This window comes from Actinomadura sp. NPDC000929 (assembly GCF_040492065.1).
Classification (GTDB): domain Bacteria; phylum Actinomycetota; class Actinomycetes; order Streptosporangiales; family Streptosporangiaceae; genus Spirillospora; species Spirillospora verrucosospora.
In genome coordinates this window covers 1-14,143 of the sequence record NZ_JBEUPA010000187.1, presented here as the reverse complement: position 1 = coordinate 14,143, position 14,143 = coordinate 1, and the positions used below count along the sequence as shown (strand labels likewise).

The following is a 14,143-nucleotide window of genomic DNA, read 5'->3' as shown; positions in this document are numbered from 1 at the left end:
CGCAGCTCGGCGCGGTGCGCGACCCGTTCGAGCTCGGCGGCGACGCGCTCGTCGGGGCCGGTCGCGGCCGCCGCCAAGTGCCAGGCGCGCCGGTCGGCGTGCTCGTCTCCGGGCAGCACGCTCGCCAGGGCGCCGTGCACGTCGATCCGCCGGTGGTGCGCCGCGTCCTGGTAGGTGACGGCGCGGATGAGCGGGTGGCGGAACCGCACCTCACCACCGTCCAGGACCACGAGCCCGGCCTCCTCGGCGGGCCCGAGGTCGGCGGGCGTCAGGCCGAGCGCGTCCCCGGCGCGCAGCACGATGCCGAGGTCGGCGGTGCCGTCGGCGGCGACCACCAGGAGCAGCCGGCGTGTGGCGTCCGGCAGCTCGGCCAGCCGGCGCCGGAACGTCTCCTGCACCCGGCCGCCCACCGGCAGCGGCCCGGCGGGGCGGGCGGGCCGCGACCGCAGGGCGTTCCCCAGTTCGATGAGCGCGAGCGGGTTGCCGGCCGCCTCGTCCAGCAGGCGCTCGCGCACCGGCACGGTCAGCCCGGGGGCGTGCGCCATCACCAGGTCCTCGGCGGCCCCGCGGTCCAGGCCGGTCAGCCGCAGCACCTCCAGCCCGCGGTCGGGGAAGGGGCGGGCGCCGTCCCGGGCCGTGAAGATCATGGAGATGGGGTCGGCGCCGAGCCTGCGGGCGGCGAACAGCAGGGCGTCCAGCGACGCGGTGTCCAGCCACTGCGCGTCGTCGACCAGGCACACCAGCGGGCGGTCGGCGGCCAGCTCCGACAGCAGCGTGAGCGTGGCCGCGCCGATCAGGAAGCGGTCGCCCGCCGGGCCCGCGCCGAGGCCGAACGCCGACCGCAGCGCCGCCGCCTGCTGCTCGGGCAGGGCGTCGAACCGGTCGCCGTAGGGGTGCAGCATCAGATGCAGCCCGCCGAACGCGAGCTCGCTCTCGGACTCGACGCCGATCCCGCGGAGCACCCGCATGTCCCCGGCGGCCGCCGCGACCTGTTCGACCAGGGCCGTCTTGCCGATCCCCGCCTCGCCCTGGACCACCACGGTCCTGCTCCGCCCGGCGCGGGCGTCCCTGAGCAGCCCGGTGAGGTGGTCGAGCTCGCGGTCTCGCCCCATGAACACGCCGAGAACACTACAAGCCGGACGGCCCGCCCACCGGCCGGCCGACCGTTCTGGGGGTGGCGGGCGAACGCCTCGTGCTGGAACGTCCATGCCGCGCGGCTTGCACCCGGACGAATCACGCGGGGTGATCCCACGAATGGGCGCCCCGGCGACGGCGTGATGCCGTCACCGGGGCGCCTACGTTCAGGGTCGCCTGGCAGCGATTACTGCTTGCCCTGGTCCTTCAGGGTCTGTGCCAGGTTCTCCGGGGTGTTGTGGAGGGACGTCTGCGAGACCTTGCCGCTGTCGTCGACGATGTTGACGACGCCCGTACCGCCGTTCTTCGGCGCCTCATCGATCGCGTACTGGATGGCGAGGGTCGCGTTGGCCTCGGGGGACAGGCCCTCCTGGTAGTGGTAGTTCTTATCTTGGTCGGCCATGTCAGGTCCTTTTCGTTGCTCCGACGGGTGACCTCCGTGCTGCCACCCCTGCGGGCGATCGTTCCCGGGGCGGGCCGACGATGTCAAGATCAGCTGCTGGCCTCAGCGGAGTGCGGAGCGGGCGGTGGGGGCCAGGGTCAGCCGTTCCGGTGGCGCCGCGGAGTCCGCGGCGAGGGCGGGCAGGAGCCGCTCGGTCCACTCCGGTGACCGGGCCAGCCGGTCGAGGTGGTCGCGCAGGTGAGCGGCGTTCTCGAAGACCGCGAACCAGACGAAGACGTTCTCGCCCGTCCGCACGGGGAGGAGGGGAAAGGTGTTCTCGGCCGGTTCGGTCTGGAAGCGGGCGACGGGAGCGGCGCCGAGACCGGCCATGAACGGTGCGATCGTGGCGTCGAAGTGCGCCGCGAACGCGGCGTCGACGGGTGCTCCGCGATGCAGGATCGTCGCCATGACCCGGGACTCGGGAGGCGCCGCTCCGACCGGCGGCCGCCCGTCCGCGGGCGGGAAGCCGGAGCCGGGCCCCACCGGCCGCAGCAGCAGGACGTCGTCGGAGTCGACCATGGTGGCGGCGGCGGCCAGGCCGTGCTCCCTCCACGCCGCGCCCTCCAGGTAGAAGGCGGTGAGCGCCGCCTTCCGCGCCTCCATGTCGGGGAAGCCGCGCAGCCACACGTACCGGTCCGGGTCGGCCTCGTCGTGGAACTGCCCGATGACGCGCATCCCGGCGGCCTCCTGGGTCTCGACGAACTCGCGGTCGAAGAGATCGGTCAGGACGGGCCGGGCCCCGGGCCGGAGGGTGTACTGCCGCAGTTCGACGACGGAGCAGCGGAGGTCCGCCGCGGGGGCCGGCGCGGCGCCGGGGGCCTCGGACATGGCTCGTTTCCTTCGTTCGGGGGGGGGCGGGCCTCCACGGTCGCAGCCCGGCGCGGCGGCCACGAGTGGCTGATCTGCCGACATGCGCACGCTTTCTGCCATAAGTTGGGCGGCTATGACGCGCGCCTCCGTCGCCCTCGTCCTGCTCGACGACATGCCGTTCTTCGAGGTCGGGATCGCCTGCCAGGTCTTCCGCTCGGCGCGGGCCGACCCGGACGTCCCGTGGTACGGCCTGCGGCTGTGCTCGACCGAGCCGGGGGACGTGCGCCTGGAGTTCGGCTTCACCCTCGGCGCGGGGCACGGGCTCGACGGCCTGGCCGGCGCCGACATGGTGGTCGTCCCCGCGCTGCCGTACGTCCACGTGGAGTCCGACCGCCCGGTGCCGCCCGGGCTGACCGCCGCGCTCGCGTCCGCGCACCGCGCCGGCGCGCGGATCGTGTCGCTGTGCACCGGCGCGTTCGCCCTCGCCGCCGCCGGGATCCTGGACGGACGGTCCGCCGCCACCCACTGGATGTTCGCCGGCACGTTGCAGCGCCGGTACCCGCGGGTCCGGGTGGACGCCTCGGTGCTCTACGTGGACGAGGGGGACGTGCTCAGCAGCGCCGGACGCACCGCCGGGCTCGACCTGTGCCTGCACATCGTCCGCCGTGACCTCGGCGCGGACGTCGCCAACCAGGTCGCCCGGCGCATGGTGGTCCCGGCGCACCGCCCCGGCGGCCAGGCCCAGTACGTCGAGCTCGCCGTGCCCCGCACCGACGGGGACGGGCTGGGCCCGGTCCTGCAGTGGGCCGCCGCGCGCCTGGACGAGCCGCTGACCGTCACGGACCTCACCCGGCGGGCGCGGATGAGCCCGCGGACGTTCGCCCGCCGCTTCACCGCCCACACCGGGACCACCCCGTCCCGGTGGCTCCTCGACCAGCGCCTCGGCCGCGCCCGCGCCCTGCTCGAATCCACCGACCTGCCCGTCGACCAGGTGAGCCGCCGCAGCGGCCTGGGCTCGGCCGCGAACCTGCGGCGCCATTTCACCCGGCACGTCGGCGTCCCGCCGACCGACTACCGGCGCGCCTTCCGCGCCCGCCGCCCCTGAACCGGCCGCCCGGCTCGCCACGTGTCCTGACACACCCTGCGGATAGGGTCGGCGCATGTACTCGACGCGGGTGTCGCGGCACGTGAAAGCCCGTCCTTCGGACGTCTACCGGGCGCTCGTCGACGCGGACGCGATCAGGAGATGGCGGGTGCCGGACGGCATGACCGGCGAGGTGCACGAGTTCGACGCCCGCGAGGGCGGCGCGTTCCGGATCTCGCTCACCTACGACGCGCCGACCGGCGCCGGCAAGTCGTCGGCGCGCACCGACACCTACCACGGGCGGTTCGCGGAGCTCGTGCCCGGCGAGCGCGTGGTCGAGGTGTTCGAGTTCGAGACCGGCGATCCCGCCTTCCAGGGCGAGATGACGATGACCACGACGCTCACCGAGGTCGATGGGGGCACGGAGGTTCTCGTCGTGCACGAGGGCATGCCCGACGCGGTGCCCGCCGCCGACAACGAGACCGGCACGCGAATGGCCCTGGACAACCTCGCTAGGCTCGTCGAAGCGGACTAGGGCCGGCCTGGCTCAGCGCGCCTCCCTCTCCGCGAGATCGGCGGGCGCGCCTGGGGAGGGCGACGAATTGCTCTTGCTCTGTCTGGGCAGCCAGCGAGATGCGAGCACGCCGAGGACGACGTGCAGGAGGCTCGCCACGGCGACCGCCGCGTGCAGTCCGACGACGAAGGCGGACTTCGCATCGTCGGCCTGAGTGGCCGTCAGTTCCGGGATCTGGAGTGTCTCGCCGAGGGTCGGGGCGAAGGCCGGGCCCTGGAGCCGGAAGACGAGTGCGGCGAGCGAGCCGAGGAGCGCGATGCCGAGGGCGTTGCCGATCTCGTTGCTGGTCTCGGCGATGGCTCCGGCCGCGCCGGCGCGCTCCGGCGGGACCGCGCCGACGGCGGTGTCCGCGACGAGGGCGAAGGAGAGGCCGTAGCCGACTCCCGCGACGACGGTGGAGGCGATGTACCAGCCGGCGCCACCGTGGACGGTGGTGGGGAGCAGGAGCAGCAGCCCGGCGGCGATGGAGAGATGGCAGACGAGCAGGGTGGTGCGTTTGCCGATGCGGTCGACCACGGCCGGCGTGATGATGCAGGTGAGGGTGAGCACCGCGGCTCCGGGTAGGGCGAGCAGGGCGGCGTGCAGGACCGCAAGGCCCAAGACCGACTGGAGGTAGACGCCCGCCAGGTAGGCGGTCGCGGACCATGCCGCCAGGGGCAGCAGCCCGGTGACGATCGCGACGGTGAAGGTGCGGTCACCGAACAGGGAGAAATCCATCAGTGGATGTCGCAGGCGCCGCTGCCGGGTCGCGAACCACACCAGAAGAACCGCTCCGGTCAGGGCCGCCAGGACGGGGAGGAGCGAGAGACCTTCGGCCGCGACGCGCTTCAGCGCGTAGATCGCGAGCAGCAGGCCGGCAGCGGAGGTCACGACGCTGGTGACGTCGACGCGGCCGGGCCGAGTCGCGCGGACCTCACCGAGCAGGACTGGCGCGAGGACCAGGAACACGGCGACGACGGGAAGGTTGACCAAGAACACCGATCCCCACCAGAAGCTCTCCAGCAGCACGCCACCGAGGACCGGGCCGATGGCGAAGCCGGCGGCGAACGCGGCCGCGAAGATTCCGATGGCCTGTGCGCGGCGCCGCGGGTCGGCGAACAGCTCGCTCACCACCGCCAGGGCGGAGGGGAGCAGGGTGGCCCCGGCGACGCCCATCAGCGCACGAGCGGCGATGAGCAGTCCCGCGTCGGGGGCGAACGCCGCGGCCGCGGACGCCAGCCCGAAGACCGCCGTGCCGATCATGAGGAGCCGCAGCCTGCCGTATCGGTCGCCGAGGTCGCCGAACGCGATGAGCAGGGATCCGACGGCGAAGCCGTAGACGTCCAGGATCCACAGGGCCTGCTCGGCCGTCGGCGCCAGTGCTCCGCTGATCCGGGGCATCGCCAGGAAGAGGATCGACCCGTCCATCGAGACCAGCAGTACCGGCCCCAGGACGACAAGGAGACCAAGCCAGGCCCGTGCACCCGGCGTACTCGCGTGCTGTTGATACATGTCGTCCACGCTCAGGGCCGCCGCGTCGGACGGCCATCCCCTTGCTCTGGGTAGACCCAGCAGGTGCACCCACGCCCGCCGCGGCGTGCATACGCTCCATGGCGTGGAGAGCCTGGGAACGTTCCTGAAGAACCGGCGTGATGGAATCACCCCGGCCGAGATCGGACTGCACACCTACGGCACCTCTCGGCGGGTCCCGGGGTTGCGTCGCGAAGAACTGGCCCAGCTCGCCGGAGTCAGCCCCGGGTACTACACCCGGTTGGAGCAGGGACAGGCGGAAACAGCTTCGGACCAAGTGCTCAATGCCCTGGCAAGGGTGCTGCGACTCGACGAGGTGGAGACCGCGCACCTGCGCAACCTCGCTCGGCAGTCCACCGCCCCCGGACTGTCGGACCCCGGCCGGGAGGAGCCGCACGGGCGCGTTCTGGCTCTCCTCGCCACGCTCGGCGACGCGACCCCGGCGCTCGTGCTGGGCCGGCGAGGAGACGTGCTCGCGTGGAACCGCGCCGGCCACGCGCTGTTCGCCGAGCACATCGACTTCGACGCGCCGGACGCGCCGGATCGGCGTCCCTCGATCCCGCGGATGTTCTTCCTCGACCCGCTCACCCGGAGCCTCCATCGCAACTGGGACGAACTCGCACGCGTCCACGTCGCCTACCTGCGGCTCACCGCGGGCCGTTTCCCGACCGACGCCCGGCTGGCCGAACTCATCGGCGAACTCACCATGCGCAGCGACGAGTTCGCGGCCATGTGGGCGACCGGTGAGGTCGCCGACTGCACCGTGGGGGACATGCACCTGCAGCACCCCACCGTCGGAGCCGCGAGCGTCGCCTACCAGGTCTGGCTCCAGCCCGACAGCCCCGACCACCGGCTTGAGATCTACACCCCGAACGACGCCGGCTCCGCCGACGCGCTGCGCATCCTCACCCGGGACGCGCCGCACGGAGCGTCATCGCCCTAGCCGCCGTCCAGGGCGCGCCGGGCGAGGATCGCCGCGCCCCTGACGGCCGCCTGGTCGTCCAGCCGCGTGCGCAGCAGGCGCGGCGGGTCGCGGAACTTCAGGCGGGCGGCCAGGCGTGCTTCGAGGGGAGCCAGCAGGGTGTCCCCGGCGCGGGCGAGTCCGCCGCCGACGACCACCAGGCCCGGGTCCATCAGCAGGGTCGTCATCGCGAGGCCGTCGGCGAGGCAGTCGAGCGCCTCCGACCAGACCCGTCCGGCCTTCTCCTCGCCCCGCCCGGCCCGCGCGATCACCTCTTCGGCCGGGACGCCCTCGCCGTGGCGGCGGGAGATGGCGGCGGCGGACGCGTAGGTCTCCACGCACCCCCGGTTCCCGCAGGCGCAGGGCTCGCCGCCGGGACGGACGACGACGTGGCCGATCTCGCCGCTCCAGCCGACCGTCCCCGGGTAGGGGGCGCCGTTCAGGATCAGGGCGGCGGCGATGCCGGTCCCGACGGCCACGAAGACGAAGTCTCCCGCGCCGCGGCCCGCGCCCAGCACGGCCTCGGCCAGGCCGCCGGTGCGGACGTCGTGGCCGATGGCGACGGGGATGCCGAGGCGTTCGCGCGCCAGCCGCCGGATCGGCACGTCCCGCCACCCCACGTTGGCGGAGTGGACGGCCGTGCCCGACGCCTCGTCCACGATGCCGAGCAGGGCGATGCCGGCCGCGCGGGCGGGGGAGCCCAGGGACGCGGCGCGGGCGGCGAGATGGGCGGCGAAGTCGAGGACGCCCCCCACCGGGTCGGCCCGGTCGGTGGGCCGCGACTCGCTCGCTAGGATCTGCGGTTCCTCGCCGCCCGCGTCCTCGCCGAACAGGGCGGCCTTCATCGTGGTACCGCCCACGTCCAGGCCGATCAGGGTCATTTGACCGACCCCGCCGTCAGGCCGCCGATGAGGTAGCGCTCGATGAAGACGAACAGGATGACGACCGGAATGATCGCGATCAGCGACGTGGCGAAGAGGTACTGCCAGTGCGCCTGGTACTGGGTCACGAAGGACGGGATCCCGACGGTGAGGGGGCGGCGGTCCGGGGACGCGGTGACGGTCAGCGCCACGATGTACTCGTTCCACGCCGCGATGAACGTGTAGACGATCGCGGTGACGACGCCTGGCATGGAGATGGGCAGGGTGACGCGGGTGAGGGCGCCGACGCGGCCCGCGCCGTCCAGGAAGGCGGCCTCCTCCAGCTCCTTCGGGATGCTGGAGAAGTAGCCGTGCAGGATCCAGATGCAGAACGGCAGGTTGAACGCCGCGTTCACCAGGATGAGCGACAGCAGCGTGTCGGTGAGGTCGAGCGCGACCATCTCCCGGTAGATGCCGATCACCAGGGCGGTCGGCGCGAACATCTGCGTGACCAGGACGAGCAGCAGGAACGCCCCGCGCCCCCGGAAGCGGTTGCGGGCCGTGTAGTACGCGGCGGGCATCGCGCAGGCGAGGGTGACCAGGGTCGCGGCCGCCGCGACGGTGAGGGAGACCCGCATGTACGTCCAGACGGGCGCGGCCGACCAGACGTCCACGAAGTTCGACCACGTCCAGTGCGAGGGCAGGTAGGTGCCCGGCGACCTGGTCAGCTCGCGCTCGGGCTTGAGCGCGGTGACGAACATCTGCAGGTAGGGCAGCAGGAACGCGAGGGCGACCAGCCAGCCGACGCCCGTGAGGACGATCCGGCGCGTCATCGGACCTCCTCCCGCCAGCGGGCGGCGCGCAGGTACAGCAGCACCATCACGAGGATCAGCGCGAAGTTCACGACCGCCATCGCGCCGGACTCGCCGACGTTCTGATCGTAGAACGCGAGTTTGTACATGAACGTGGTGGTGGTGTCGGTCTTGCTGCCGGGGCCGCCGCCCGTCATCGCCCAGATGATCGGGAACGAGTTGAAGACGTTGATCACGTTGATGATGGACGCGATGAGCACGGCGGGGCGCAGCAGCGGCAGCGTGATGGCGACGTAGGTGCGCACGGACCCGGCGCCGTCGACGCGGGCCGCCTCGTACACGTCGGCGGGGATCGTCTGGAGCCCGGCGAGGATGACGAACGAGGTGAACGGCAGCGACACGAAGACCGCCACCCACATCATCCACAGCATCGCCTGCCCCGGGTGGGCCAGCCAGTTCACCGGCTCGTCGATCACGTGCAGGTCGAGCAGCACGCGGTTGACCAGGCCGGAGTAGTTGTCCAGCATCCACTTCCAGATCAGCGACGTCATCAGCACCGACGCCGCCCACGGGACGATGACGGCCCAGCGCACGACGCGGCGGCCGGGGAAGCGGGCGTTCAGCAGCTGGCCGAGGGCGAGCGAGAGCACCATCGTGACGACGACGACTCCGGCGACCCACAGCAGCGTCCGCAGCACGACCGGGACGAGGTCGTCCTCACCGAACAGGTCGGTGTAGTTGCCGCCGCCCCGGTAGCCGAGCGTGACGCCGGACGAGCTGATCTTCTGCAGAGAGGTGCGGACCATCTCGATGACGGGCCACAGCACCACGATCGCGATGAGCGCGAGGGACGGGGCGAGCCACGGCAGCGGTGCCAGGGCGCGTCCGGTCCGCCGGAGGAGGGAGGGGCGGGGGGCCGTCGAGGCGGCGGCCCCCCGCTCTCCGGTCGGGGACTCCAGCACTCAGCCGGCCTTCTCCGCCGTCTCCTGGATCTTGTCCAGGATCTTCTTCGGGTCTTCGTTCGCGGCGGCGGTGCCGAGGTCCTGCTTGACCGCGCCCGCGACCGCCGACCACGCCGGGTTGGACGTCGGCGCGAACTTCGACGTCGGGAGCGCGTCCACGAACTGCTTCATGTACGGGTCGGCGCTGAGCGCGTCCCCGGCCGACTTCGTCACCGGGAGGAAGCCCTCGGTCTTGAGGAACTTCGAGGTGTTCTCCTTCTGGTAGAAGAAGTCGAGGAACTTCTTGACGGCCTCCTTGTTCTTGCCGCCGTCCTTCTTGAACGCGGCGAGGACGTCCATGACGCCGAGGGTGTTGTGCTCGGTGCCGCTCTTGCTCGGCAGCGGCGCGACGCCGAATTCCAGGTCCTTGTTCACCGGGTCGATGAATCCGGCCTTGGTGAACGGGCCGCCGATCGCCATGCCGATCTTGCCCTGCGCGAACTGGTTGAACACCGTCTTGCGGTCGGTGGTCTCCGGGTTCGGCTGGGTCAGCCCGGACTTGTTGAGGTCCTTGAGGAAGGCGAGGGTGTCGACGTTGGCCTTCTGGTTGATCGCCCATTTGCCGGACGCGTCGACCCAGCCGCCGCCGTTGTTCATCGCCCAGGAGTAGAACTCGGCCTGGGACTCCTCGGGGCCGAGCGGCAGCCCGTACCCGGTGGCGCCCGCCTTCTTGATCTTCTCGGCGTCGGCCCTGACCTCGTCCCAGGTGGCGGGCGGGTCGCTGATGCCGGCCTTCTTGAACAGGGCCTTGTTGTAGAAGAGCAGGCGGGCGCTGGAGATGAACGGCAGGCCGTACTGCGCGCCGTTGTACTGCGCCTGCTGGACGAAGGTCGGCGTGAAGTCGCCGAGCGTGCCCGGCGACAGCACCTCGTCCGCCTTGTAGATGAGGCCGTCGCGGGCGAAGTCGGAGAACGCGTTGTAGTTGAGGACGTCCGGAACCTGCTTGGTCTGGACGTAGGTCTTCACCTTGGCGTCCATCTGGGTCCAGTCGACCATCTCCAGGTTGACCTTGTAGCCCGAGTTCTTCGCCTCGAAGTCCTTGATCAGGGCGTCCCAGAAGGGTTTGGTGTTGTCGTCGTAGATCGCGGCGACGAACTTGATGGTCTTGCCGTCGGAGTCGCCTCCCGACGAGCTGCCCTTGCCGCAGCCGCTGACGCCGAGTGCCACGGTCAGGCCCGCGGCGACGACGCCCATGAGGTGCCGTTTCATCTGTCCCCGCCTTCTCCGGCTGTCGCGCATGAAAGATTCTGCGCGGTGTGAACGCCCCCCGAGCACAAACGCGCGTGGTGGGGAAGAAGATAAACACTGGTCCGTACCAGTTCAAGGGGCCCGTAAAGCACGAATCTCAACCGTTATGCGAGGTTTCGGAGACGCCGGTCTGGTCCGGTGTCCACGCTGGGCTGGTCTGGTCGCCCGTCAGGAGCGTCCGGGTGTTCGCTCCGGGGGCCTCGCGGGCCCCCGTCCTGGAGCGGCCAACCGCACCGCGATGTGTCGCATCTTGCCTGCGTCCTGTTTTGCCCCATCTTGACCGGGTAACCCGGCGCCGTACCCGAGTTGGACGATGAGGTGGACAGGACATGAAACTCCGGACGGGCCCGATCGCGGGCGCGGCCGTCGGCGCCGGCGGGGCGCTGGCCGCGCTCTCGGCGCGGCGCCTGGCACGCCGTGCCTCGGCCGGGCTCGTCACCCGGCTCGAACGGCGGCTCGACCGTGCGGTCCGGCACCTCACCGCGAAGGCGGAGCAGGCCGGCCCGCTCGCCAAGGCCGCACTGGCCGGGGTCAAGGCGCTGCAGGAGGGCAAGTCGCCCTTCCGCGCGCTGCTGAGCTTCGGCTGGACGGCCCTGAAGGAGACCCTCGCCGGCATCTTCGGGCGGGGGCGGAAGGGGAAGCTGACCAACATCGTCGAGCAGATCGACGTGGGGGCGCCGCGCCGGCTGGTCTACGACCAGTGGACGCGGTTCCAGGACTACCCGTCCTTCATGAAGAAGGTCGTCAGCGTCGACCAGGCCGACGACGCCAGGCTGAACTGGAAGGCGAAGATCTTCTGGTCGGCGCGGACGTGGGAGTCGACGATCAAGGAGCAGGTCCCCGACGAGCACATCGTGTGGCGCTCGAAGGGCCCGAAGGGCCACGCCCACGGGTCGGTCAGCTTCCACGAGCTGACGCCCGACCTGACCCGCGTCCTGCTCGTCCTGGAGTACCACCCCGTCGGCCTGTTCGAGCGGACGGGCAACCTCTGGCGGGCCCAGGGCCGCCGGACGCGGCTGGAACTGAAGCATTTCCGCCGTCACGTGATGACGCAGGCGCTCCTGCACCCCGACGAGGTGGAGGGCTGGCGCGGCGAGATCCGCGACGGCGAGACCGTCACCAACCCCAAGTGAGGAAGCGGAACATGGCACGCGCAAACCCGATGGGCAAGCTGCCCGTCGGCCAGATCGCCAAGAGGCTGCCGATCGGCGGGCGCAAGCGCTCGTCCGGTATCGGCGCCATCACCAAGGCCCTCCCGGGCGGCCGGGCCGTCGGCACCGCGGGCGGCGTCCTGCTCGGCGCCGGCGCGGCCGTCGCGGCGAGCCGGGCCATCGCCGGCAACCGCGCCGGGCGGGACTCCGACCAGGGCGACCAGGAGCAGGCGAAGGCCTCCGACGCCAAGAGCGACTCCAAGAACGGCGCGAAGGACGAGGCCGAGAACGCCGCCAAGAGCGACTCCAAGGACGAGGCCAAGGCCGGCGCCAAGGACGCCGACGGCAAGGACGAGCAGTCCGAGGGCAAGGGCAAGGGCATATTCGGCAAGCTCAAGGACGTCCTGCCCGGCGGCAAGAAGGGCAAGGGCGGCAAGGGCGGCGGGAAGAAGGTGAAGGTCACCAACATCGTCGAGCACATCGACATCGGTGCGCCGTCCCGCCTCGTCTACGACCAGTGGACGCAGTTCCAGGACTACCCGTCCTTCATGAAGAAGGTCGTCAGCGTCGACCAGGCCGACGACACCAAGCTGAACTGGAAGGCCAAGATCTTCTGGTCGGCGCGCACGTGGGAGTCCACGATCGTCGAGCAGGTCCCCGACGAGCACATCGTGTGGCGCTCGAAGGGCCCGAAGGGCCACGTGGACGGGACGGTGAGCTTCCACGAGCTGTCGCCGAACCTGACCCGCGTCCTGGTCGTCCTGGAGTACCACCCGCAGGGCTTCATGGAGCGGACGGGCAACCTGTGGCGCGCCCAGGGCCGCCGCGCCCGGCTCGAACTGAAGCACTTCCGCCGGTACGTGATGACGAACTCGCTGACCCGCGCGGACGAGATCGAGGGCTGGCGCGGTGAGATCCGCGACAGCGAGGTCGTCCGGACGCACGAGGAGGCCATGGAGGAAGAGGAGAAGTCCGGTAAGGGCAGCGGCTCCGGCACCTCCGCGAAGGGCTCCGAGAGCGCCAAGGACTCCAAGGACTCGGAGACCAAGGGCTCCCGGAACGGCCGGAGCACGCGGAGCTCCTCCTCTTCCTCGTCCTCCTCGTCGTCCCGCAGCGGCAAGGCCGAGGACCGCGAGGAGGAGTACGAGCAGGCCCGCTGACCCGGCGGCCGGCCGGATCAGCGGATCAGCCGGGCCAGCTCGACGCGCGAGCGGATCCCGAGACGGGTGAAGACGTTGCGGAGATGGTGGTCGATCGTCCGCGGGCTGAGCAGCAGGCGCGCAGCGATCTCCCGGTTGGTGGCCCCCTCGGCGGCCATCCGGGCGATGTGCGCCTGCTGCGCGGTGAGCTTGCCGAACCCGCTCGCCGCCCGCGGCGCGGTCTCCCCGGCGGCGCGCAGCTCGGCGCGGGCCCGCCCCGTCCACGGGGCGGCGCCGTAGCGCTCGAACACGCGCAGCGCGGCGCGCAGGTGCTCGCGGGCGGCGCGGGGGCGTCGCCCGCGCCGCAGCCGGTGCCCGAATAGCAGCTCGGTGCGGGCCAGCTCGAACACGGCGCCGGCGGCCTCGTGCAGGCGCAGGGCCTCGGTGAAGTGCTCCTCGGCCTCGTCGTCGCACCCGGCCAGCAGGCCCAGGCAGCGGCGGCCGAGCGCCTCCGGGCCGGGGGGCGAGCCGATCCCGTCCACCCAGCGGCGGAAGTGCTCGTAGGCCCCCGCGGCCGGGTCGTGCTCGCCGGTGCGGACCAGCGCCTCGACCAGGTGGGGGACGGACAGGAGCCGCGCCGGCGGGTGCGCGAGCCCGGCGCCGCCCGGCAGCCGCAGCCGCGCGGCCGCGTCGGCGGGCCGGTCCGCGGCGAGGTCGAGGCACGCGGGCGCCCACGACCCGAGGGCGGCCGCGCGGGCGAGACCCCGCTCGTCGGCGGCGCCGGTGAGCTGGTCCAGCAGCTCGCGCGTCCTGGCCTCGTCGCCGTTGAAGGCGGCGGTGAGGGCCAGGGTGGCGAGCTGCTCCGTGGCGTGCCCGTGCAGGCGGGTGGCGCGGGCCAGGCGCAGGCCGTCGTGGCAGGCGGCGATCGGCGCGGGGGGATGCCCGAGGAGCGTCTCGCAGCGCCCGGCGGCCACCAGCGCGAACGACTCGGCGGGCGCGTCGCCGGACCGCCGGGCCGCCGCGACCGCCTCGGCCGCCAGCGCGCGGGCGCGGGAGCCGTCGCCGAGGGCGAGGGCCGACAGCGCCGCCCACGACCGCGCGTCCGGGTCCGCCGCGTCCGCGCCGAGGCGCGCGGCGTGCCCGAGGCGTTCCGCCGCCTCCCGGTACCGGCCGCGGATCACGGCCGCGACGCCGCCGAGGTGGGCGAGCAGCAGCTCGGCGCGCGGACCGGGCGCGGCGGGCTCCAGCGCGCGGGCGCGCTCGGCGATCTCCAGGCGGGCGCGGTGGTCGCCGGACGCGTCGGCGGCCACCGCGGCCCACACAAGCTCGTCCAGCGCCGCCGCTGTGCGGATGCCGACCTCGTCGCTGTACACCTCCAGGGCGAGCTTGCCCGCCAGCCCCGTCGACGCCGTGTAGTC

Annotated in this window: 14 protein-coding genes; 5 read left to right on the top strand and 9 right to left on the bottom strand. The window is 72.4% G+C overall.

Features of this window, described 5'->3' with window-relative positions:
* From ABWI04_RS37955 to ABWI04_RS37945, 3 genes are all read right to left on the bottom strand, one after another.
* A partial coding sequence (locus ABWI04_RS37955) for an ATP-binding protein (RefSeq protein WP_353835393.1) occupies positions 1-1,112 on the bottom strand: 1,112 nt, incomplete at its 3' end.
* Between the two features lie 209 nt (positions 1,113-1,321).
* Positions 1,322-1,537 carry a hypothetical protein gene (locus ABWI04_RS37950; RefSeq protein WP_353835392.1) on the bottom strand — a complete coding sequence of 72 codons (216 nt, stop codon included), beginning with the start codon at positions 1,535-1,537 and terminating at the stop codon, positions 1,322-1,324.
* 102 nt (positions 1,538-1,639) lie between these two features.
* A complete protein-coding gene (locus ABWI04_RS37945) occupies positions 1,640-2,404 on the bottom strand; it encodes an NIPSNAP family protein (RefSeq protein ID WP_353835391.1) in 765 nt (254 codons plus the stop codon).
* Positions 2,405-2,519: 115 nt separating this feature from the next.
* Between ABWI04_RS37945 and ABWI04_RS37940 the strand changes: the two genes are divergently transcribed.
* Positions 2,520-3,491 (top strand): GlxA family transcriptional regulator, encoded by a 972-nt coding sequence (locus ABWI04_RS37940; protein ID WP_353835389.1) that lies wholly within the window; start codon positions 2,520-2,522, stop codon positions 3,489-3,491.
* A gap of 55 nt (positions 3,492-3,546) precedes the next feature.
* Positions 3,547-4,005 (top strand): SRPBCC family protein, encoded by a 459-nt coding sequence (locus ABWI04_RS37935; protein ID WP_353835388.1) that lies wholly within the window; start codon positions 3,547-3,549, stop codon positions 4,003-4,005.
* Between the two features lie 12 nt (positions 4,006-4,017).
* Here the strand turns inward: ABWI04_RS37935 and ABWI04_RS37930 are convergent, their stop codons facing one another.
* Positions 4,018-5,451: an MFS transporter gene (locus ABWI04_RS37930; protein WP_353835387.1), complete on the bottom strand. Its 1,434-nt coding sequence runs from the start codon at positions 5,449-5,451 to the stop codon at positions 4,018-4,020.
* Positions 5,452-5,638: 187 nt separating this feature from the next.
* On the opposite strand from ABWI04_RS37930, the gene ABWI04_RS37925 reads away from it, so the two are divergent.
* Positions 5,639-6,496, top strand: a complete 858-nt coding sequence (locus tag ABWI04_RS37925) for a helix-turn-helix transcriptional regulator (RefSeq protein ID WP_353835386.1) — start codon at positions 5,639-5,641, stop codon at positions 6,494-6,496.
* Here the strand turns inward: ABWI04_RS37925 and ABWI04_RS37920 are convergent.
* The 4 genes from ABWI04_RS37920 to ABWI04_RS37905 are packed head-to-tail and all read right to left on the bottom strand — an operon-like array spanning position 6,493 to position 10,396.
* Positions 6,493-7,395, bottom strand: coding sequence for an ROK family protein (locus ABWI04_RS37920; RefSeq protein WP_345181527.1), 903 nt, complete (start codon positions 7,393-7,395; stop codon positions 6,493-6,495). The genes ABWI04_RS37925 and ABWI04_RS37920 overlap by 4 nt on opposite strands.
* Entirely contained in the window at positions 7,392-8,207 is an 816-nt protein-coding gene (locus ABWI04_RS37915) for a carbohydrate ABC transporter permease (RefSeq protein ID WP_345181524.1), read from the bottom strand. The genes ABWI04_RS37920 and ABWI04_RS37915 overlap by 4 nt, the downstream gene beginning before the upstream one ends.
* A complete protein-coding gene (locus ABWI04_RS37910) occupies positions 8,204-9,148 on the bottom strand; it encodes a carbohydrate ABC transporter permease (protein ID WP_353835385.1) in 945 nt (314 codons plus the stop codon). The genes ABWI04_RS37915 and ABWI04_RS37910 overlap by 4 nt, the downstream gene beginning before the upstream one ends.
* Positions 9,149-10,396 carry an extracellular solute-binding protein gene (locus tag ABWI04_RS37905; RefSeq protein ID WP_345181517.1) on the bottom strand — a complete coding sequence of 416 codons (1,248 nt, stop codon included), beginning with the start codon at positions 10,394-10,396 and terminating at the stop codon, positions 9,149-9,151.
* Between the two features lie 368 nt (positions 10,397-10,764).
* Between ABWI04_RS37905 and ABWI04_RS37900 the strand changes: the two genes are divergently transcribed.
* Together ABWI04_RS37900 and ABWI04_RS37895 are read left to right on the top strand one after the other, a co-directional pair.
* Entirely contained in the window at positions 10,765-11,568 is an 804-nt protein-coding gene (locus ABWI04_RS37900) for an SRPBCC family protein (protein ID WP_345181513.1), read from the top strand.
* Between the two features lie 11 nt (positions 11,569-11,579).
* The gene (locus ABWI04_RS37895; protein WP_353835384.1) at positions 11,580-12,746 is read left to right on the top strand and encodes an SRPBCC family protein; all 1,167 of its coding nucleotides are present in this window, start codon (positions 11,580-11,582) and stop codon (positions 12,744-12,746) included.
* A gap of 17 nt (positions 12,747-12,763) precedes the next feature.
* On the opposite strand, the gene ABWI04_RS37890 is transcribed toward ABWI04_RS37895, so the two are convergent.
* Positions 12,764-14,143, bottom strand: a 1,380-nt coding sequence (locus ABWI04_RS37890) for a helix-turn-helix transcriptional regulator (RefSeq protein WP_353835383.1), incomplete at its 5' end; no start/stop codon positions are given.

What these genes read in the sequence shown, in the direction of transcription:
- ABWI04_RS37950 (WP_353835392.1), bottom strand. Translation starts at nt 1,537, where the DNA reads ATGGCCGACCAAGATAAGAACTACCACTACCAGGAGGGCCTGTCCCCC.
- ABWI04_RS37945 (WP_353835391.1), bottom strand. Translation starts at nt 2,404, where the DNA reads ATGTCCGAGGCCCCCGGCGCCGCGCCGGCCCCCGCGGCGGACCTCCGC.
- ABWI04_RS37940 (WP_353835389.1), top strand. Translation starts at nt 2,520, where the DNA reads ATGACGCGCGCCTCCGTCGCCCTCGTCCTGCTCGACGACATGCCGTTC.
- ABWI04_RS37935 (WP_353835388.1), top strand. Translation starts at nt 3,547, where the DNA reads ATGTACTCGACGCGGGTGTCGCGGCACGTGAAAGCCCGTCCTTCGGAC.
- ABWI04_RS37930 (WP_353835387.1), bottom strand. Translation starts at nt 5,451, where the DNA reads ATGGACGGGTCGATCCTCTTCCTGGCGATGCCCCGGATCAGCGGAGCA.
- ABWI04_RS37920 (WP_345181527.1), bottom strand. Translation starts at nt 7,395, where the DNA reads ATGACCCTGATCGGCCTGGACGTGGGCGGTACCACGATGAAGGCCGCC.
- ABWI04_RS37915 (WP_345181524.1), bottom strand. Translation starts at nt 8,207, where the DNA reads ATGACGCGCCGGATCGTCCTCACGGGCGTCGGCTGGCTGGTCGCCCTC.
- ABWI04_RS37905 (WP_345181517.1), bottom strand. Translation starts at nt 10,396, where the DNA reads ATGAAACGGCACCTCATGGGCGTCGTCGCCGCGGGCCTGACCGTGGCA.
- ABWI04_RS37900 (WP_345181513.1), top strand. Translation starts at nt 10,765, where the DNA reads ATGAAACTCCGGACGGGCCCGATCGCGGGCGCGGCCGTCGGCGCCGGC.
- ABWI04_RS37895 (WP_353835384.1), top strand. Translation starts at nt 11,580, where the DNA reads ATGGCACGCGCAAACCCGATGGGCAAGCTGCCCGTCGGCCAGATCGCC.